The following is a 19,817-nucleotide window of genomic DNA, read 5'->3' on the forward strand; positions in this document are numbered from 1 at the left end:
CCACCTGATCCCTTCCCGAACTCAGAAGTGAAACCTCTTAGCGCTGATGGTAGTGTGGGGTTACCCATGTGAGAGTAAGTCATCGCCAGCTCATTATTCGAAATCCCCCTCTGCCAAGGCAGAGGGGGATTTTTTTATGCGTGGAATTTAGTCAAATAAATGTTATTTATGTGCTATTTCGACTGAAACATCACATAAAAATAAAATTGAGAGGCGTATACTGAACCGGTCTATGGAGCGGATATGTCCTCAAATTCATCTTCAAGCCATATTGAATATGGCTCTTCTGCTTTTAAAGCAGTGCTTTTTTCCTTATTCCTTGCTGGCTTTGCCATTTTTTCATCACTGTATTGCGTACAGCCGATGATGCCGATTCTGGCTGATTATTTCCAGGTCAGCCCGACTCAAAGCAGTTTCCCTTTATCTTTTTCTACCATTGCCTTGGCAGTTGGCCTGATTTTTACTGGACTAATATCAGACCGATTCGGTCGTAAGCCGATTATGGTCTGGTCTCTATTTTCAGTCTCAGTATTATTACTATTAAGTGCAATATTGCCGATCTGGTCCGTGTTTCTGACCACACGAGTAATGATTGGATTGACAGTCAGTGGTGTCGCAGCAGTCGCGATGACTTATATCGGGGAAGAAATTGCAGAAAAAGATATCGGTTTTGCCATGGGCTTATATATTTCTGGCACAGCGATAGGTGGTATGGGAGGGCGTTTAATTGCCGGAGTTTTAGTTGATTTTATCTCTTGGCAATCTGCTACTTTGTTGATTGGTATTTTAAATCTCTGTATTGCAGGCTTATTTTATTACCTCTTACCCGCTTCGCAACATTTTAAAGCCTATCCAATCAAGCTGAATCGTTTTAAAAACTCATTTAGACACAATCTCGCTGATCCAAAACTTCGGGTTTTATTCCTGCAAGGTTTTATCTTGATGGGCTGCTTTGTCTCGGTATTTAATTATCTGAGTTATCGCTTGATCCAAGCGCCATTTGAGCTATCTCATGTCTGGATTGGTGTGATTTCGATTACTTATTTGGCCGGCATTTATAGTTCCCCTCGAGCAGCACATTGGGGGCGGCATTACGGAAAATTTAGAATATTGGCAGCCATGATCCTGATGATGCTTGTGGGCTTGTCGCTGATGCTGATCAATCAGTTGGTTGTTGTTTTTACCGGATTGCTGATTTTTACTTTTTCTTTCTTCGCTGCCCATTCTACCGCCAGTAGCTGGGTGTCGATCCAGTCGTTACAGTATCGGGCAGTCGGTTCGTCGCTGTATTTATTTTGCTATTACTTGGGTTCAAGTGTGTTGGGGAGCTCAAGCGGATTGGTGTGGGAAAATTATGGCTGGATAGGATTAACTGTGTTTATTGCCGCGTTATTACTGACGGGTTTGTCATTCAGTTTAAAACTCCGTTCAAATTAGAGATTATTTCCAAGCTTTCCTCCTCATAAATAGAATCAATTTCTTTTTTGAAATATTTAAACTTTAGATTCAAGTGACAAATAGAGCGTGATTCAGTTAGTCTCTGATTTTGTATAAATTATAATCAAGCAAGCTAGGGCCGATTCATGGTAAAATAATCGGCTTTCATCTTTGATCTTATTTTTAGATCTCCTATCATCTGCCAGCCGAGAATTGCTAGCCATGTCTACTGCTTATACCATGCAGACTGCGCCAAAAGCGTTGTTTGATTACGACAAATATTGGGCGTCTTGTTTTGACCCTGCGCCATTTTTGCCGATGTCACGCGAGGAAATGGATCAACTCGGCTGGGACAGCTGTGATTTTATTTTAGTTTGTGGTGATGCTTATATCGATCATCCGTCTTTCTGTTCAGGCATTATTGGTCGTACGCTAGAAGCACAAGGCTTCCGTGTCGGCATTATTGCACAGCCAGACTGGACCAGCGTGGATGCGTTCCGCGTTTTGGGTAAACCGAATATTGCTTGGGGTGTAACAGCAGGGAATATGGATTCTATGATCAACCGTTATACGGCTGACCGTAAAATCCGTTCTGATGATGCCTATTCACCAGACAATCAGCCAAACAAACGTCCAGACCGTGCGGCAACCGTGTATTGCCAGCGTGTCCGTGAAGCTTATCCGGATGTACCGGTATTATTGGGCGGTATTGAAGCATCCTTACGTCGTATTGCGCATTATGATTACTGGTCAGACAAAGTCCGTCGTTCAGTATTGATGGATTCAAAAGCCGATCTTTTGATGTACGGTAATGGGGAACGCTCAATCACTGAAATTATGCATCGTCTGGCACGTGGCGAGAAAATTCACGAGATTACTGATGTTCGCGGTACTGCGTTCATTGTGAATAAACACAACCGTGCCTCTAAAGCCAAATTTGTTGAAATTGCATCGAATGATGTCGATGCCATTGGCCGTGTTGATCCAATTATTAACCCGTATGTCATGACTGAAGATATCGATGGTTGTGAGATTGAACAAGGGAAGGATTCTAGCCAGTATCAAGGTTTCCAAAAAGAACATGTCGCCAATCCGATTGTGCGAGCAGGGGATGACCTAGATCCTGATACGCAAATTGTGCAACTGCAACCGGCTTCTAAAGCGATTAAACATAAGTTACCGCCGCGTGAATTGGCCGTAATCCGTTTGCCTGCTTTTGAAGAAGTTGCTGCAGATCCAGTGCTTTATGCACATGCCAACCGTATTCTGCATCTGGAAACCAATCCGGGAAATGCGCGTGCTATGGTACAAAAGCATGGTGAACGTGATGTCTGGTTGAATGCACCGCCAATTCCGTTGACTACCGAAGAAATGGATTACGTGTTTGACCTGCCTTATGCACGTCTGCCGCACCCTGCTTATGGCAATGCACGTTTCCCGGCATTCGACATGATCAAGTTCTCTGTGAATATCATGCGTGGCTGTTTCGGAGGCTGTACCTTCTGTTCGATTACAGAACACGAAGGTCGTATTATTCAGAACCGTTCTGAAGAATCGATTCTGCGTGAAGTGGAAAAAATCCGTGATACGGCTCCAGGCTTTACTGGCATTATCTCGGACCTGGGTGGCCCAACAGCCAATATGTACCGTCTGGCATGTAAAGATCCTGAGATTGAAAAGAACTGTCGTAAACCGTCATGTGTATTCCCGGGCGTGTGCCAAAACCTGCATACCGACCATGCGCCATTGACGCAGTTATATCGTAAAGCACGTTCTTTACCAGGCATTAAAAAAATTCTGATTGGTTCAGGCCTACGTTATGACCTTGCGGTTTTAAACCCTGAATATGTCAAAGAACTTGTCACCCATCATGTCGGTGGTTACTTAAAAATTGCGCCTGAACATACCGAGAAAGGTCCACTCAATAAAATGATGAAGCCGGGTATTGGTACCTATGACCGCTTCAAGCAAATGTTTGATCGTTACAGTAAAGAAGCCGGTAAGGAACAATACTTGATTCCTTACTTCATCGCGGCGCATCCGGGAACTACCGATTACGACATGATGAATTTGGCGATTTGGTTGAAGAAGAATGGTTTCCGTGCCGATCAGGTACAGACCTTCTATCCTTCACCAATGGCGACTGCAACTACCATGTACTACACTGGTAAAAACCCGCTGGCGAAAGTGGCGCGTTATACTGAAAATGTCGACATTGTGAAAGGTGAGAAACGTCGTCGTCTGCACAAAGCTTTCTTGCGTTATCATGATTCAAACAACTGGCCGTTATTGCGTGAAGCCCTGAAAGAAATGGGCCGTCAGGATTTGATTGGTAACTCGAAACAGCATTTGATTCCGACTTATCAGCCTGCAGGCAGTACAGACGGTCAGTATCAATCGGCGCGTAAGAAAAACTCGACGGTTGCAGGTGATTCGCAAAAACGTACCGGTGAGCAAGGGAATCGTAGCAAGGCTGCACAAGCTCAGTCACGTCCTTCAAATACCAAGAAACGTCCTGAACGTGGGCAAATTCTGACCCAGCACACCGGTTTGCCACCACGTGAAACAGGCGATGCCAAAAAACCGTTTGGTGGGCCAAAGCCTAAAGCGAAGCCCAAATCACGTGCATAATTAATTTAATAAAAAGACACTTCGGTGTCTTTTTTTAGCTCTTGGGTAAAGTAACGTAGCCTGAGCTTGTCAGTTGAAAGTGTAAAAGAATATATTATTTGAATTAAATTCTTTAAAAAAGTGATATAAAAATAACACTTTGTCGGAATTGTCCTACAGTTGGGCAGATATGTATTGCGGTCAATTCCATGGATGTTTTAGAGTGCATTATCAGTACTTTAAATCCACTTTCATTGGCATCTAGAGAGATGTCACTTTAGGTAACACAGAATCGAGTTTTGATACCAGTTGTATGGGTATTTAAACAGATTGGTTGTTATATCTATTTAAAATAAAGCGTGGGTTTATACTGCACAACAATAAAACAAAAATGATTATAAGAATTCAAGGATTTAGGCATGACCACCTATATTATGATTGGGAGTTTCCTGCTCTTCTGTGTCGTGCTCATGGCATGGAAAAAGCTCGGAAATAATTCCAAACCACAAGACAGTGCGTTAAAGCAACGTGCTATTTTTAACCTGAATGAGCAATTGACCTTCACCCGTTTGAGGGAAGTATTACCTGAATACATCATTTTGGCACATGTTTCCTATGATGCCTTAATGACGACTAAATTTAACCGGACTCGACATAAGTACCGCAACCTGACTGCAGATTTTGTAATTCTGGATCAGCAGCACCAGATTCTAGCCGTGGTGGGAGTAGATGACCCATTAATTTTGAAGCGTCCCCAGCAGACGGGTTTTCAGGATGCATTACTAACCATGGCAGGTTATCGGGTAATTCGTTACGATGATGTGCCGGAATATTATCAGTTGCGCCAGGACTTCTTGCAGGAGCAAGCCCAAATGCAGAAAATGCCCAAATATACAGTTAGCAATGATCTGAAAAAATATTATTTATATTCGGATTTAGAGCGCAGTAAAATCAAAGCTGTGGGCTAAAACAAAAAAGCATGCCAGAAGCATGCTTTTTTATGAGTACCGATCTTGAAACATTATTCCGGTTTAACCGCCACGACAGTCAGTTCGACCAATACCCGTGGATCATAGAGTTTTGCTTCTACACAGGTACGAGGCAGCGCTTCGATATCAGCGACCCAGGCATCCCAGACTTCATTGAAGGCTGCATAATCTTTTTCAATGTCTTTCAAATAGATGGTTACCGACATGATGTGACTTTTGTCTGTGCCGGCATCTGCCAGAAACTGGTCAATAATATCTAAAGTCTGTTGGGTTTGCCCTTTAATATCCAGTTCAACATCTGTGGCCAGCTGGCCGGCAAGATGCACCAGATTACCGGCAATGGCAATTTCCGAAAAGCGTTTCGATACGTGTAAACGTTCAACTGTCATGTTGTTCATCCTGAGTTTTGGGCATCAGGGCTGCGACCAATGCAGTCAGCAGACAACCCACCGCCAGATAGATGGCTACATAATGCCATGAACCATCTGCCCAAATCACCAGTGCCGCTGCAATAAATGGGGTAAAACCACCACCAATGATACTCGCCACCTGATAGCCAACTCCGGCACCGCTGTAGCGGTATTCGGTGCCAAACAATGAGGTGAAAATCGGCTGATGGACACTGACCACCATATCATGGGCAACGTTCGCCAGTAAAATTGCCCCCATAATGATCATCCAGGTGTTTTGTGCATCGAGCGCCATAAAGAAGGGAAAAGCTGAAAGCGCACCAATCAAACCACCCCAGACACACATTTTCTGATGATTAAATTTATCTGCCAGCCAGGCAAAGAAGGGAATACTGAAGCAGCTGATGGCCCCGACCATCAAGGTAATATTCAGGAAGAACTGTTTGTCCATGCCCAGATTACTGGTCGAATAGTTCAAGGCGAAATTGGTGACCAGATACATGGTCAGCAATTCGGTCAAGCGTAAAGCAATGATATAGAAGAAAGCTTTAGGGTGTTTACTGATGGCCTGCAAGATCGGCAGCTTTTCTGGCTGATGATCTGCTTTCACCACCTTTTCTACAAACTCTTGTGATTCATCCTGATCACGGCGAATCCACATCGCTACAGCTAACAATACGATACTGGCCAGAAAGGGAATACGCCATGCCCACTCGGCAAAGGCTTCTTCACCCAGTGTCGCAATAATAATCGACACTGCACCGGTGGCCAATACCAAGCCAACACCATAGCCGACCTGAACGCCACTGCTATAAAAGGCTTTTTTACCCTTGGGTGCATTTTCAACTGCCATCAGAGCTGCGCCGCCCCATTCACCACCGACAGCAAAGCCTTGCAAGGCTCGACAAAACACCAACAGCACCGGAGCCCACCAGCCAATTGCCTCGAAATTTGGCAGTAGACCAATCCCGACCGTGGAAATTCCCATCAGGATTACCGTGAGTACCAGCATTTTTTTACGGCCGAGCTTGTCACCAAAGTGACCAAATACCACACCGCCTAAAGGACGAAACAGGAAGCCGACCCCAAAGGTGGCTAGTGCCGCCAGGGTGCCCATGTTCTCGCCAATACTAGGGAAAAACTGATCTTTAAAAATTAAGGCTGCAACAATGCCGTAAAGGAGAAAATCATACCAATCGACAACAGCACCAACAAAACTAGATAGCGCAGCTTTACGTGCGCGTTGTTCTTGAACAATAGAAGAATTTACAGAAGACATGCAGGAGGGGATTCCATGAGTTACATCAGAGTTGCCCTGTAATATTCGGATTTGATCGTCACGCTAATCACAGGACAGCATGCTGAAAGTAAAGGTGATTTTCAGCATCTCAGCACATACATGGATAATGCATTGCGCAGATAGAGTACTCTAAAAAATCAAAATGTAAAAACAAAGTTGCCGTATTTTTAAACTGATGCCTAAAACGTGATCAAAAAAGGTTTAGAGCAGCAATAACTGGGTTTCAGTCTCGGGGACGCTGAGCTGATACACGCCAACACCGATCAGCCGGAATTGCATCTGCGGGGCAATATGCAGGTCGTCGAGCAGTAAGTCCAAGGCTTGGGCTAATTCCTGTGGGCTACGCAGCACCTGTTTAAAACTTTTACTGTGTTGCATCACCTGAAAGTTCTTGAGTTTTAATTTGACCGTAACGCCGCGAGCCGAAAGCTGTTTCTTTTGCAGGCTTTGCCATACTTGTCCAAGTAAAGGCTCCCAATAGGGGCGACATTGGTTCAGATGCAGGTCATCATCAAAAGTGGTTTCTTTGGAAATTTGCTGGCGTTCCCGTTCCACTTCGACCGGTCGTTCATCAATGCCTTGAGCATACAAAAATAGCCGCCGGCCATATTTGCCAAAATGTTGAATTAGTAAGGCTTCATCGATTTGCTGTAAATCGCCTAAAGTTTCTAGATTCAGGCTTTTCAGTTTTTCCTGAGTGACTTTACCGACGCCGGGAATTTTTTTTAGTGGCAGATCCTGGATAAAACGCTGTACCTGCGAAGGTTTAATCACACAGATCCCATTCGGTTTGTGCCAGTCCGAAGCAATTTTGGCAAGAAACTTGTTGGGTGCTACACCAGCAGAAGCGGTTAATCCGGTGGCTTGAAAAATATCCTCGCGAATTCGCATGGCGACTTCGGTAGCACTTGGGATTTGTTTTAAATTTTCTGTGACATCTAGAAAGGCTTCATCCAGAGACAGTGGCTCAATCAGGGAAGTATATTGCTGGAAGATCTGATGAATCTGTGCCGATACCTGCCGATATTTGGCAAAATCCGGCTCAATCACGATAACTTGAGGACATAGTTTGCGCGCCTGCCCCATGGACATGGCAGAACGCAGGCCATAAACCCGTGCCGGGTAGGAGGCAGCCGCGACCACCGCCCGAGGATGATGCGAGGCAATCACCACAGGTAAGTCTTTCAGTTCTGGACGTTCACGCAGCTCTACCGAGGCATAAAAGGCATCCATATCGAGATGAATAATTTTGCGCATGTTCGCTATCTTAAGGGGCTTTAATCGGATTGGGAAGCGAAGGCTGAGTTGAGTAAATAGGGTTGCGGTCCGCTGAGCAGAATGACTTTTGTCCCTTGTGTCTCGGCAGCCTGAATCAGAAGTTGCAAACTTTTTGGAGTGTCATCGGCAAGACGGGGTAAAAATTGCAGCGGCTGGTTTAACGGCTGAAAAAAATCATCCCAATGCACCGGAATCACCACTTTGAGCTTGAGGAGGTTCAGGGTTTCAGCCAGATATTGCTGCTGATAGGCATCGGATTGTCTGGAAAGCTGGGCAATGCCTAAAAACAGGGTGTCGACTTTCAGATGCTGCAATTGCTCTGGAATAAATCCGGTACTGGCCTTGACCAGAATTTTATGTCCTGCATGCTCAATCAGGTAATCGAAACTGCCACCTTCCTTAAATTCGGAAAATTTAGCCGGAAGGGTGAAAGGCTGCAGCAGCTCTTCGCCTAAATCATCATTTACCGCTGTAGGCGGGGTATGTTGTGAGGGAATGGCAGTGATCTGGAAATGGACCCATTGCTGTATTTGCCAAGGCTTAACCAGCTGTAATTGCTGTGGAGTAACTTTGGGATTTGCCCGGGCGATATTCAGTGTGCTCGGTGAACCGACGATAGCAGTTTCGGGAAGCATCTCCAGTAAGGCCGGTATATCCAGAACATGATCATAATGCGAGTGACTGACCAGAATGGCTTGGGTTCGGCTCAATTCATGGTGTTGCACCAGTTGTTCAATGAGTAGCCTGTCACTTTGAATAGGGCGGTTAAGTACTTGCCACAAAGATGGCCGGCCAAAGAAACCATCGATCAGGATCTGATCGTGGCCATCATCGAGTAACAGGGTGGACACACCAAAAAAATTAACGGTGAGACCATGAACGGATGTACCGGTTTGCGGCTGCCACGCTTTAAAGTCACTAACCTTGCCCGAAGCTTGCAACAGATAAGCCAGTGTACACGCGATGAGCAAGAGAAGAATTACCAAACCGAGTAAAACGCCTTTTATCCATTTCAATCTTTTTATTTCCTTATTGTTTTGTTTTTATAAAGAACCTATTTTCAGGCGATCAGCTTTGTTTCTCTTGATTCTCAGATGAAGGTATTACAATCTCATTCTTCTTGAGAAAATCATCCCATTGCTGTTCTGAGCCATAAAAAACATTCAGGTCTACTGGTGTGGTAATGCCGGAAATTTTACCCTGACTGGTATGTTGCCAAAACATCCATTTAGGCTGGTTTTTTAGATCAGGCAGACCCTTGTACTCACGTACCCAGAGCGGTACATCAGGAAAATATCCTGTCAGTACAATATTATAAAAAGCTTTAGAAATATAGAAAATCGGCTGCTTGCCATAATGCTTTTTCAGGACATCATGCATCACCTGAATTTCGTTTAAAAGCTGCTCTTTAGAATAGGTATTGATACAGTTGCTGTCATATTCCAGATCAATCACTGGCGGTAAGGCATCCGGTTTATTGGGGACGGAGTCAATAAAGTTCTGGGCCTGAATGCTGCCATCGCGGCAGAGCCGGTAGAAATGATAGGCACCGACCAGAAAGCCGCGTTCCCGGGCCTTGAGCCAGTTTTCCTGAAATTTGGTATCTTTAAAGTCGCCGCCTTCAGTGGCTTTCAGATAAACAAATCGGTATTTTTCAGGCGAAATCTGCTGCCACTGAATCTCTTTTTGATGATGCGATACATCAAAACCCTGGATTGGGTAATCGGCCGCATGGGCAGAGGGTGCTTTCATCAGGCAGAGATAGACCATGGCGCTAGCGATCACAGTGATCAGCACGCCAAGCCCAATCAAGAGCGATTTATTAACTCTGTTCGGAGCCTGATTTTTTTGCATCTTCAGTCCTTGCCTATATGTGATTTAGCCTAAAACTTACAATCAGCCAAAAGTGAATATATCGCATCAAACCGGGGTATTTTTAGGAATATGCCAGAAAATATAGGCTGCAATAATATTGATACAGCCTAAACAGATCAGTGACATATGAAAAGCAGCCACCAGATTGTCAGCGCCGTAATAGGCACTCAGCATGTTTACCAGTGTTCCTGCCAGTGCCACCCCGATACTCATCGACAGCATCATGATCATCGACAGGAAACTGTTGCCGCTACTGGCATCCTGCTGGCTTAAGTCCTTTAAGGTCAGGGTATTCATCGACACGAATTGCAGTGAATTTAAAATGCCGAAGATAAAGAAATGAATCGCACGGAGCCAGATAGGGGTTTCCGCTGTGGTTAGGGCAAAACTGGTAATACACAGACCCACCAGCAAAGTATTGACCAGCAAGACACGGCGATAGCCAAAACGCTGAATGATGTTGCGGATAATCGGTTTGGAGGCCAGCGAACCGAGCACAGTCGGAATCATCAATAAACCGGTAATAAAAGGTTCAAAACCGAATGCGACTTGCAACATCAGAGGCAATAAAAACGGAATCGAGTTGCCGCCGAGACGGGCAAAGAAATTACCCAAAATGCCAATCGCATAAATTTTATTTTTAAACAGCCGGCTGCGAAACAGGGCATTGCTATGCGTATGCGAATGATAGGCATAAACCAGGGTGGCCAATAAACCGGCTAGAATCAGGCTCAGGCTCCACCACAGCGAGTTTTGTGGACTGGCAAAATTTTCAATTCCCAGACAGAGGCCCACCATGGCCACGACCAGCAAGATAAAGCCCCAATAATCAAAGCGAGCGACTGTAGGTTCAAGTACATTCGGCATGGCCTTAAAGGTAATCAGTGCGCCCAGCAAGCCAATCGGCAAATTGATCAGGAAAATCCAATGCCAGGACAGATATTCGACCATCCAGCCACCTAGGGTCGGTCCAATCAACGGACCAATCAGGCCGGCCAGACTCATCAGGCTCATGGCGGCCAGAAACTGGGTACGGGGAATGATCTTTAGCATCGCCAACCGGCCGACCGGCAGCAATAATGCACCACCGATCCCTTGAAAGATCCGGTACACCAATAATTCATTCAGGCTACTTGACCAGGCACAGCCCAAAGAGGCGAAAGAAAAAATAATAATCGCAGCAAAATAGGTATTTCTGACCCCGAACCGGTCTGCCAGCCAGCCACTTAAGGGAATGCAGGCCGCCACAGACAGCACATAAGCCACGACCACACTGTGCATGCGTAGCGGATCTTCCTGCAAATTTTGGGCAATTGCAGGTAAGGCGGTATTAATAATGGTGGTATCCAGCCCCTGCATGAAAAAGCCAATCGAGACCAACAAGACCAACAATCTAAACTCGGGATCTAAGGCTTGATGCGTAGGCGTGGCATTCATAATTCTGGAAAACTGAAAATTTTGAATAGTTTAAAGGAATCAGCCGAGTCTGTCGTATATAAAGCGTTTCAACTTTTATGCGGTGTTGTGTCAAGGAACTGCAACCGATCTGTCATGGCACTGCAATGCTCTGGTTATAAATTGGTCACGAATTCTTCATGATAGATCAACAAAAAAATGAAATTAAAATTAAAGTCTTTGATAGTGGCCATGCTGGCTGTGGGGATGGTGGCATGTGGAAGTGAGAATGAAAATGAAACACCGGTTCCAATCGTCGAGGCTACACCGAACTCGATCGAGTTAAGCAAATTGTCGGCTTATGAATCGGGTGTGTTTGCGCAAAGTGCAGCAGAAATTCCATCCTTTGATGCCGAGAGTCAACGCCTATTCGTGGTCAATGCCAAAGAAGGCGTATTAGATGTGCTGGATTTAAGTCAGCCTGATCAGCCGAAAAAAATAAGTTCCATCAAGGTCAATGACATTGCGCCAGAGGCTGAGGTCAACAGTGTCGCAGTACATAATGGCATCGTCGCCATTGCGATTCAGGCTGCTGTGAAAACTGACCCGGGCTATATTGCTTTATATCAGGCCAAAGACCTGAGCAAGTTGGCCCACGTACAGGTGGGTGCCTTGCCGGACATGCTGACTTTCACACCGGATGGTCAAACTTTGCTGGTGGCCAATGAAGGCGAGCCTTCTGATGATTATCAGGTTGACCCTGAAGGGTCGGTGTCTGTCATTAATCTGGCCAATTTAAAAGCCCCGATCGTTCGTACAGCAGACTTTAAAGCCTTTAACGGACGGGAAGCAGCATTGCGTGAACAGGGCATCCGCATTTTCGGACCAAAGGCCAGCGCAGCTCAGGATTTTGAACCTGAGTACATCACTGTTTCAAAAGATGGAAAAACCGCCTGGGTTACCTTACAGGAAAACAATGCCTTGGCCAAAATTGATGTGGCTTCTGCCAAAGTACTCGCTGTTTATCCATTTGGCTTTAAAGATCATGGCATGAAGGGTCATGGTATGGATGTCAGCGATGTGGATGGTGTCGACGGTAAAGGCAAAATCAATATTCAAACTTGGGCCAATGTCCGAGGCTTATATATGCCAGATGCGATTGCAAGTTTTGAGGTCGCCGGCAAAACCTATATTGTGTCTGCCAATGAAGGCGATGCCCGTGCCTGGGGTGAAAACAATCCTGCATATTTCAATAACGATACCAGCCAGGGCTTTGTAGAAGAATGGCGGGTGAAACACTTGGTCCATGCCAAAGGTTTTGACCGCCGTCTGGGCGATGATTTACCAGCCCATCTTCGGGTATTGGCCAAAGGTGCAGAACTCAATCCAACTAACTTTGCCTACTGCGGTGCTATTGTAGGGGATGCCAAAGACTGCCGTGAAGATCATCTTTTGGGCCGTTTAAATATTACGTGGACCGAAGGCTATCAAAAAAATGCCGATGGTACAGCCAAACTGAATGAACGGGGCAATCTGGTCTATGATCATTTATATAGCTTTGGTACACGCTCGGTCAGTATCTGGGTGGAAAATGATCAGCAGACCGGTTTAGAACTGGTATGGGATTCGGGCGATCAGTTTGAGCAGTATATTGCCAAACATCATCCTGAGATTTTCAACTTTAATCATGAAGAAGCCGGACTGGATAATCGCAGTGACAATAAAGGGCCGGAACCTGAAGGGGTGACCTTGGGGCAGATTGGTCAAAAAACCTTTGCCTTTATTGGGCTGGAGCGTGTCGGTGGCATCATGGTCTATGATGTGTCTACACCTGCATCACCAATCTTCGTGCAATATATTAATTCACGTGATTTTAAAGCAACCACAGCGCAGATTGAAATGGGACAAGCCGGTGATTTAGGACCGGAAGGTTTGGTATTTATCCCCGCCAAAGACTCCCCGAATAAGAAACCCCTCCTGGTGGTCGGCCATGAAGTCAGTGGCAGCACCACGATTTATCAATTAAATCTCAAGTAACCAAAAGCTTTTAGACTCAGGGCACTTCGGTGCTCTTTTTTGTAAGGTGACCGCATATATGACATTTTTGTCATTAAAATGAAATAAAACCGTCATAATCTTGGGCCAACTTTTCAGCAGTGCTGAAATCTCCTCGCGTATAGGTTTGTTTTTATGACAATCGAGATTTTGATGGTGATCGGCTTCTGTTTGGCCGCTTACTCTATTGTCGGAAATGATGTACCTCAAACCCTAGGGACATTTATTTCTTCGAATTCACATCGCCCATGGTGGGTGTTGTGGATTTATATCAGCTCAATTTTAATTGTCGTATTGGTCTATGGTTGGTATGCATCTGGGGTGGGTGATGCCTCATACGGTCGTTTAGAAACGATTCCTTTCCCTGAAGGTGGCATTACCTGGCTGTACATTGTGCCGCCAATTCTGCTGTTGATGCTGACCAAATACGGGATTCCAGTCAGTACCACTTTCCTGGTGCTTACGATTTTCTCTCCCGCCAGCTTAGGCTCGATGATGGTCAAATCGATGATGGGCTATGCCGTCGCCTTTATTGTAGCGATTGTCATCTATCGTTTTGTGGTCAAGCAGCTGGCACGGCATTTTGCTAAGACACGTCATCAGGAGCACTCCAAGGTCTGGATGGGCTTGCAGTGGGTTTCTACCGGTTTCCTGTGGAGTCAATGGCTGATTCAGGATCTGGCTAACATCTTCGTGTATGTGCCGCGTCAGGTACCGTTTGAATTCCTGATGTTTGCGATTGCGGTATTCGTAGTGTTGCTGGGCGTGATTCTGTATCAACGTGGTGGGGCCATCCAGAAAATTGTCGATACCAAAACCGGTGTGACCGACATTCGTGCTGCGACGATTATCGACTTCCTGTATGCCATTATCCTGTTGATCTTCAAAGAGTGGAGCAATATTCCAATGAGTACCACTTGGGTATTCCTGGGATTACTTGCAGGTCGTGAATTTGCCATGTCGATGATTCTGGATGAAGTCAACAAACATCGTACGTCACGCAATGTCAGTGCAGATGCCATGAAACTGATGTTCGGTCTGGCCATGTCGGTCATTCTGGCAACGACTTTGCCGATGTTTTATGACTTTGTGACGAATTATGGTCAATAAGTCCTGATATTAAAAATCCAATAAAAAAGCGAGCCAGGTGCTCGCTTTTTTCTTAATTGGAATGGTTTAAACCACAAATCTTTGCGGATGGCCTAAATTAGTTAAAGTTGTATAAATTTCTTCTTCGTGTTCGCAAATGATCAGTTTGGCGCGATGCTGTGGCGGTAAAAAACCATCTTCGACCGCACGGTCCAGCTGTGCAATCAAGGCATCATAGAAGCCATTCACGTTATAGAGCATCATCGGTTTCTGGTGCTGGTTTAGCTGACCCCAAGTGGCAATTTCCAGAATTTCCTCAAACGTGCCCAGTCCACCCGGTAATGCCACAAAGGCACAGGCCCGCTCGGCCATCATAGCCTTGCGTTGATGCATGCTGGTCACCACATGTAATTCGGTGAGCTGGTTATGGGCAATTTCATAATCCAGCATAAATTCAGGAATCACCCCTACAGCTTCACCGCCATGCTGGATCATGGCATCCGCGACCTGTCCCATCAAGCCAATACTGGCGCCACCGTAAACCAGCCCGAAACCATGTTCTGCCAGTCCTTGCGAGAGATGAATGGCTTTTTCTAAATAAACCGGTTTGTTGCCTGCACGTGAACCACAATAGAGTGCCACTAGAGGGCGAGTTGTTTTTGGGGAGTTGTCTTTAAAATAATCTGTCATTTGAATTACGCTTTGCATTTATTTTCTTCACCTTATCATTTTTCTTTCTTGTGACTCTAGCTTAATTAATAAATATGACAATTCTGTGAGCAGCTGCATTTTCACTGCATTACAGCCAGGCAAAATTCATCGATAAACAGCCATGAAAAAGGGTGAATTTCGATTTGATCTTGCTATACTAAAAATTGGTTTCACAACAATAGAACGAAAATGGGTAGTGGTAGTTGGCCGTGTAACTCTATAAATCGCCGTCAAGTAATTGGTATTGTTCAATATCAAAAATATTATGCTGTTTCATTACAGTCTCGGTTCATTCAATGCTGCAGTCCTGAGTTTCAGGAGCCAAGCGTATGATCTTTGAATGGATGTCGGACCCTTCAGCCTGGGTCGGCTTACTCACATTAATTGTTCTTGAGATTGTACTCGGGATCGACAATCTGGTTTTTATTGCCATTTTGGCGGAGAAACTGCCACCCGAACAGCGTAATGCAGCGCGGATTGTGGGCTTAATGCTGGCCTTGGTAATGCGTTTGATCTTGCTGGCCTCGATTGCCTGGGTGGTCACTCTGACTGATCCACTGTTCCATATTTTTGATCATGCTTTCTCAGGTCGAGATCTGATTCTATTGTTTGGTGGGGTGTTCCTGCTGTTTAAAGGCACCATGGAACTGCATGAGCGTCTGGAAGCCAAACCGGTCATCAAAGAAGAAAATCCGGTCCATGCAGTATTCTGGATGGTGATTGTCCAGATCGTGGTGCTGGATGCCGTTTTCTCATTGGACAGTGTGATTACTGCGGTTGGCATGGTCAAAGACCTGTCAGTCATGATGATTGCCGTGATTATTGCCATCGGGATTATGCTCTGGGCATCCAAAGCCCTGATGGATTTCGTCAACAGGCATCCGACCGTAGTGATTCTGTGTCTGGGCTTCCTGATGATGATCGGTTTCTCGCTGGTGGTCGAAGGCTTCGGTTTCCATATTCCGAAAGGCTATCTGTATGCTGCGATTGGTTTCTCGGTGATTGTCGAATTTATTAACCAGACCATGAAACGCAATCAGGAAAAAATGGTGACTACTACGGATATGCGCTACCGTACTGCTTCAGCAGTGATGCGGATGCTGGGTGGTAAACCTGCTCAGGACAATGATTCTTCTGAACCGGAAGATGTTCTGGCAACCCGTGCCTTTGCCGATGAAGTCTTTAATGATGACAATGGCATCTATCATAGTGTCATGGTACAGGGGGTACTGGGTCTGTCTGAACGTCCGGTCAAATCAGTGATGACACCGCGTCCTGAGCTAGAATGGATTGATCTGGACAATGATGCTGAAAGTATCAAAGAACAGTTATTGCAGATGAGTCATTCACGTCTGATCGTTGCACGTGGTGAACTGGACAATATTGCCGGGGTGGTACTGACCCATAAAGTCCTGAATGAATACATTGAAACCGGGGTGCTGGATTTTGAAAAGCACTTACGTGAACCGGTGATCGTGCATGAAAATGCCCAGGTACTGATGGTGATGGAGCAATTGCGTCAGGCTCCATTGCAGATGGCGATTGTCCTGAATGAATATGGTTCGATTGAAGGGATTGCCACCCCAATTGATGTACTGGAAGCGATTGCTGGTGAATTCCCGGATGAAGATGAGCTGCAAGCCGCCGCAGAAAGCCTGGAAGATGGTAGCCTGATTCTGGATGGTTCTACCGATATTCGTCACGTTTCCTTATTGCTGGATCGTGATCTGGTCAATGAAACCGAAGAATATTCAACTTTATCTGGCTATGTGTTATTCCATATGGCACGTTTACCGCATAGTGGTGAAAAGTTTGAAGCAGACGGGCATATCTTTGAAGTCGTCACCATGGACGGTCATAAGATCGACAAAGTGCATATCATTCCGCAGCTTCCTGCACAGGACTAGACTCTAGCCAATGTTTGGCCTGTAAAGTTTGCTAAAATAGCCCGCATTGTCGGGCTATTTTTATGGAACTGAAATGTCAGAAGCATGTCCATGTGGACAAGGCGAATATCACAGCTGTTGTCAGCCCTTACATGCAGGACAACGGGTCGCAGAGACTGCGCAGCAACTCATGCGTTCCCGTTATAGTGCCTTCGCCAAGCATGAAATCGATTACATCAAAACCACGACTGCGCTGGGTCAGCAACAAGCGCTGGACCTGCAGGCAATTAGTGAATGGAGTAAAGCCAATCAATGGTTAAAGCTTGAAATTGTTCAAGCCAATGAAAAACTAGATAAAAATCATGCCTTGGTCGAGTTTAAGGCACATTATCATGATGGCAAGCAGGCACAGGTGCATCATGAAGCTTCGCATTTTGTGAAGTTTGAAGGTCGCTGGTATTTTCTGGATCCGACTACAGACCATAACATCACCATGAAACAGGCCTGCATTTGTGGTTCGGGGAAAAAATTTAAGCAATGTTGTGCCGGATTCTTATAACTTTCACACAGATTTAGCTTAGAATAGCCGCCATCTCATAGCCTCAGGTGGAAGCAGGGCGATGTTACTGACCGTCATCTATATTATTGCAATTACCGCTGAAGCCATGACCGGGGCACTGTCCGCTGGCCGGCGCAGCATGGACTGGTTTGGCGTGATGATTATTGCCTGTGTCACGGCACTGGGCGGTGGTTCGGTCCGTGATGTTCTGCTCGGACATTATCCCTTGACTTGGGTCAAACATCCCGAATATCTGGTCCTGACCTGTTGCGCCGCCTTCGTCACCATCCTGATTGCCAAATGGATGCGACAGTTACGTAATGTCTTCCTGGTACTGGATGCCTTGGGGCTCATTGGCTTTACCATTATTGGCTGCCAGATTGCCCTGGAAATGGGACATGGTTTTGTGGTCAGCGCCGTCGCGGGTGTTTTGACCGGAGTGTCTGGCGGGATTTTGCGTGACATTTTATGTAATGACGTGCCGCTGGTGTTCCGCCGTGAACTGTATGCCAGTATTGCCTTTGTTTCAGTGATCTTTTACTGGCTCTGTAGCCACTACGGCTTGTCGCAGGATCTGACCATTTTGTCTACCCTGATTTTTGGTTTTAGCTTACGTCTGATCGCCATCTATTTTGGTCTGGAAATGCCAAAATTCATTTATAAAGATGATGATGAGCACTCGGCATCTTCCAAAGACGAATCTTAATTTTTAAATGTATAAAGTGCGGCAATAAAAATAGCCGCATTCAGCTCAATTCGTAGTATAAAAAATACAAAGCAGCCCACCTGTTGAGAAAGCAGCATCTCCCGTTCCACCTGATCAGAGATTTTTGTTATGGATTTAGTTTCTCGCATACAACGCTTACCGATTGGTAGGTTTCACTACACCTTGCTGGTGGTGATTGGACTGGGCTGGATGTTTGATGCGATGGATACCGGATTGATTTCCTTTATCCTGGCCAAAATGGCCGAAGACTGGCAGATGACTGCCGATCAAAAAAGCTGGGTGGTGTCGATCGGTTTTGTCGGCATGGCAATCGGGGCGATTTGTTCAGGTGGCCTGGCAGACCGTTTTGGCCGAAAAACAGTCTTTGCTGCGACCTTGGTCATTTATAGCCTGGCCACGGCAGCCTGCGCTTTTGCACCGAATCTGACCTGGCTGCTGGTATTCCGTTTTATTGTCGGTTTGGGCTTGGGTGGTCAGTTACCCGTGGCTGTGACGCTGGTCAGTGAATATATTCCTGCGCATGTACGTGGTCGTTTTATTGTCTTGCTGGAAAGTTTTTGGGGATTGGGCTGGCTGGTTGCGGCGCTGGTGTCGCGCTTTGTTATTCCTGATTTTGGCTGGCAAACTGCTTTCATGATCGGTGGTCTGCCTGCGCTGTATGCCATCGTGATCTGGAAAATGGTACCGGAATCTATTCCTTTCCTGATTAACCGTGGTCGTATAGAGGAAGCTTCGGCACTGGTCAAAAAGATTGAGCGTCAATGTGGCGTTCAAGTCTATGAAATTTTTGAAGTAAAACCAGTCGCAGAGAAGCAGAATATTTCATTTTCCCAGTTATGGTCGGGTATCTTTGCGCGCCGTACACTTATGCTGTGGCTGATCTGGTTCGGTATTATTTTCTCTTATTATGGCATTTTTACCTGGTTACCAAGTTTACTGGTCAAAGAAGGTTATAGCATTGTCCAGTCATTTGAATATGTGCTGATTATGATTCTAGCGCAGTTGCCCGGTTATCTGGTGGCGGCATGGCTGGTCGAAAAGCTGGGTCGTAAGCCGACTCTGGCCGGCTTTATCGGTATGTGCGCGATCTCGGCCTATTTCTTTGGCCAGTCGGGTAGTGTTACTGAAATCGTGATTTGGGGCTGTCTGATGTCCTTCTTTAATCTGGGTGCCTGGGGCGTGCTCTACACTTATACCCCGGAACAATATCCGACCAATATCCGTGCCTTTGGTTCAGGCTGGGCTGGTGCAGTAGGCCGGATTGGCGGTATCGCGGCACCTTTTGCAGTAACCCATCTGATGGGCATGCCAAACGGTTTCAGCTATGTCTTTACCATGTTTACGGCAGTTTTGGTCGCTGTCGCGATTGTGATTCTGGTCCTGGGTGAAGAAACCAAAGGCAAGACCCTGGAATCGATGGGCTTATAAAGGAATGAATTTTTAGTTGCTTAGGGCCTATAAAGTGGATATTTTTAGGCCATAAGACACAAATTGTC

General features: G+C 45.8%; 16 protein-coding genes and 1 rRNA gene. 10 read left to right on the forward strand and 7 right to left on the reverse strand.

The annotated features are described in order from the left end of the window. The 4 genes from rrf to AC1IR0_RS10105 all read left to right on the forward strand — a co-directional run. Window positions 1-91, forward strand: a 5S ribosomal RNA gene (gene rrf, locus AC1IR0_RS10090); the annotation flags it as partial. Window positions 92-243: 152 nt separating this feature from the next. Next, window positions 244-1,437: an MFS transporter gene (locus AC1IR0_RS10095; protein WP_005264013.1), complete on the forward strand. Its 1,194-nt coding sequence runs from the start codon at window positions 244-246 to the stop codon at window positions 1,435-1,437. 222 nt (window positions 1,438-1,659) lie between these two features. Further along, the gene (locus tag AC1IR0_RS10100; RefSeq protein ID WP_005265472.1) at window positions 1,660-4,068 is read left to right on the forward strand and encodes a YgiQ family radical SAM protein; all 2,409 of its coding nucleotides are present in this window, start codon (window positions 1,660-1,662) and stop codon (window positions 4,066-4,068) included. 398 nt (window positions 4,069-4,466) lie between these two features. Beyond that, on the forward strand, window positions 4,467-5,015 hold the full coding sequence (locus AC1IR0_RS10105) for a DUF2726 domain-containing protein (protein WP_004732580.1): 549 nt from the start codon (window positions 4,467-4,469) through the stop codon (window positions 5,013-5,015). 53 nt (window positions 5,016-5,068) lie between these two features. Here the strand turns inward: AC1IR0_RS10105 and AC1IR0_RS10110 are convergent, their stop codons facing one another. The 6 genes from AC1IR0_RS10110 to mdtD form a co-directional block, all read right to left on the reverse strand. Next, complete coding sequence (locus AC1IR0_RS10110; protein WP_005101539.1) at window positions 5,069-5,425, reverse strand: RidA family protein; 357 nt, start codon at window positions 5,423-5,425, stop codon at window positions 5,069-5,071. Beyond that, window positions 5,415-6,725 (reverse strand): shikimate transporter, encoded by a 1,311-nt coding sequence (gene shiA, locus AC1IR0_RS10115; RefSeq protein WP_174894107.1) that lies wholly within the window; start codon window positions 6,723-6,725, stop codon window positions 5,415-5,417. The genes AC1IR0_RS10110 and shiA overlap by 11 nt, the downstream gene beginning before the upstream one ends. 222 nt (window positions 6,726-6,947) lie before the next feature. Beyond that, a complete protein-coding gene (gene dinB / locus AC1IR0_RS10120) occupies window positions 6,948-8,003 on the reverse strand; it encodes a DNA polymerase IV (protein ID WP_005248454.1) in 1,056 nt (351 codons plus the stop codon). A gap of 20 nt (window positions 8,004-8,023) precedes the next feature. Then, window positions 8,024-9,040, reverse strand: coding sequence for an MBL fold metallo-hydrolase (locus AC1IR0_RS10125; RefSeq protein WP_409655606.1), 1,017 nt, complete (start codon window positions 9,038-9,040; stop codon window positions 8,024-8,026). Window positions 9,041-9,092: 52 nt separating this feature from the next. After that, entirely contained in the window at window positions 9,093-9,878 is a 786-nt protein-coding gene (locus AC1IR0_RS10130; RefSeq protein WP_005248452.1) for a glycoside hydrolase family 25 protein, read from the reverse strand. 66 nt (window positions 9,879-9,944) lie between these two features. Further along, window positions 9,945-11,336, reverse strand: a complete 1,392-nt coding sequence (gene mdtD / locus AC1IR0_RS10135) for a multidrug transporter subunit MdtD (RefSeq protein WP_409655609.1) — start codon at window positions 11,334-11,336, stop codon at window positions 9,945-9,947. Between the two features lie 177 nt (window positions 11,337-11,513). On the opposite strand from mdtD, the gene AC1IR0_RS10140 reads away from it, so the two are divergent. Both AC1IR0_RS10140 and AC1IR0_RS10145 read left to right on the forward strand, forming a co-directional pair. Further along, entirely contained in the window at window positions 11,514-13,331 is a 1,818-nt protein-coding gene (locus AC1IR0_RS10140; protein WP_409655612.1) for a choice-of-anchor I family protein, read from the forward strand. Window positions 13,332-13,484: 153 nt separating this feature from the next. Beyond that, window positions 13,485-14,459: a hypothetical protein gene (locus AC1IR0_RS10145; RefSeq protein WP_225553512.1), complete on the forward strand. Its 975-nt coding sequence runs from the start codon at window positions 13,485-13,487 to the stop codon at window positions 14,457-14,459. A 66-nt stretch (window positions 14,460-14,525) separates the two neighbouring features. On the opposite strand, the gene AC1IR0_RS10150 is transcribed toward AC1IR0_RS10145, so the two are convergent. Continuing rightward, entirely contained in the window at window positions 14,526-15,146 is a 621-nt protein-coding gene (locus tag AC1IR0_RS10150) for an LOG family protein (RefSeq protein ID WP_004732555.1), read from the reverse strand. Window positions 15,147-15,478: 332 nt separating this feature from the next. On the opposite strand from AC1IR0_RS10150, the gene AC1IR0_RS10155 reads away from it, so the two are divergent. The 4 genes from AC1IR0_RS10155 to niaP all read left to right on the forward strand — a co-directional run bounded on the left by AC1IR0_RS10155 (window position 15,479) and on the right by niaP (window position 19,749). Next, a complete protein-coding gene (locus tag AC1IR0_RS10155; RefSeq protein WP_253159510.1) occupies window positions 15,479-17,056 on the forward strand; it encodes a TerC family protein in 1,578 nt (525 codons plus the stop codon). Between the two features lie 73 nt (window positions 17,057-17,129). Continuing rightward, the gene (locus AC1IR0_RS10160; RefSeq protein ID WP_184412829.1) at window positions 17,130-17,594 is read left to right on the forward strand and encodes a YchJ family protein; all 465 of its coding nucleotides are present in this window, start codon (window positions 17,130-17,132) and stop codon (window positions 17,592-17,594) included. Between the two features lie 61 nt (window positions 17,595-17,655). Next, the gene (locus AC1IR0_RS10165; protein ID WP_004644893.1) at window positions 17,656-18,300 is read left to right on the forward strand and encodes a trimeric intracellular cation channel family protein; all 645 of its coding nucleotides are present in this window, start codon (window positions 17,656-17,658) and stop codon (window positions 18,298-18,300) included. 129 nt (window positions 18,301-18,429) lie between these two features. Next, the gene (niaP, locus tag AC1IR0_RS10170; RefSeq protein WP_004281032.1) at window positions 18,430-19,749 is read left to right on the forward strand and encodes a niacin transporter NiaP; all 1,320 of its coding nucleotides are present in this window, start codon (window positions 18,430-18,432) and stop codon (window positions 19,747-19,749) included. Window positions 19,750-19,817 lie beyond the last annotated feature (68 nt).

The sequence above is a fragment of the Acinetobacter sp. 129952 genome (assembly GCF_056642055.1).

Bases quoted from the DNA above. Each gene is read 5' to 3' on its own strand.
- AC1IR0_RS10095 (WP_005264013.1), top strand. From the start codon at position 244: ATGTCCTCAAATTCATCTTCAAGCCATATTGAATATGGCTCTTCTGCT.
- AC1IR0_RS10100 (WP_005265472.1), top strand. From the start codon at position 1,660: ATGTCTACTGCTTATACCATGCAGACTGCGCCAAAAGCGTTGTTTGAT.
- AC1IR0_RS10105 (WP_004732580.1), top strand. From the start codon at position 4,467: ATGACCACCTATATTATGATTGGGAGTTTCCTGCTCTTCTGTGTCGTG.
- AC1IR0_RS10110 (WP_005101539.1), bottom strand. From the start codon at position 5,425: ATGACAGTTGAACGTTTACACGTATCGAAACGCTTTTCGGAAATTGCC.
- shiA (WP_174894107.1), bottom strand. From the start codon at position 6,725: ATGTCTTCTGTAAATTCTTCTATTGTTCAAGAACAACGCGCACGTAAA.
- dinB (WP_005248454.1), bottom strand. From the start codon at position 8,003: ATGCGCAAAATTATTCATCTCGATATGGATGCCTTTTATGCCTCGGTA.
- AC1IR0_RS10130 (WP_005248452.1), bottom strand. From the start codon at position 9,878: ATGCAAAAAAATCAGGCTCCGAACAGAGTTAATAAATCGCTCTTGATT.
- mdtD (WP_409655609.1), bottom strand. From the start codon at position 11,336: ATGAATGCCACGCCTACGCATCAAGCCTTAGATCCCGAGTTTAGATTG.
- AC1IR0_RS10140 (WP_409655612.1), top strand. From the start codon at position 11,514: ATGAAATTAAAATTAAAGTCTTTGATAGTGGCCATGCTGGCTGTGGGG.
- AC1IR0_RS10145 (WP_225553512.1), top strand. From the start codon at position 13,485: ATGACAATCGAGATTTTGATGGTGATCGGCTTCTGTTTGGCCGCTTAC.
- AC1IR0_RS10150 (WP_004732555.1), bottom strand. From the start codon at position 15,146: ATGCAAAGCGTAATTCAAATGACAGATTATTTTAAAGACAACTCCCCA.
- AC1IR0_RS10155 (WP_253159510.1), top strand. From the start codon at position 15,479: ATGATCTTTGAATGGATGTCGGACCCTTCAGCCTGGGTCGGCTTACTC.
- AC1IR0_RS10160 (WP_184412829.1), top strand. From the start codon at position 17,130: ATGTCAGAAGCATGTCCATGTGGACAAGGCGAATATCACAGCTGTTGT.
- AC1IR0_RS10165 (WP_004644893.1), top strand. From the start codon at position 17,656: ATGTTACTGACCGTCATCTATATTATTGCAATTACCGCTGAAGCCATG.
- niaP (WP_004281032.1), top strand. From the start codon at position 18,430: ATGGATTTAGTTTCTCGCATACAACGCTTACCGATTGGTAGGTTTCAC.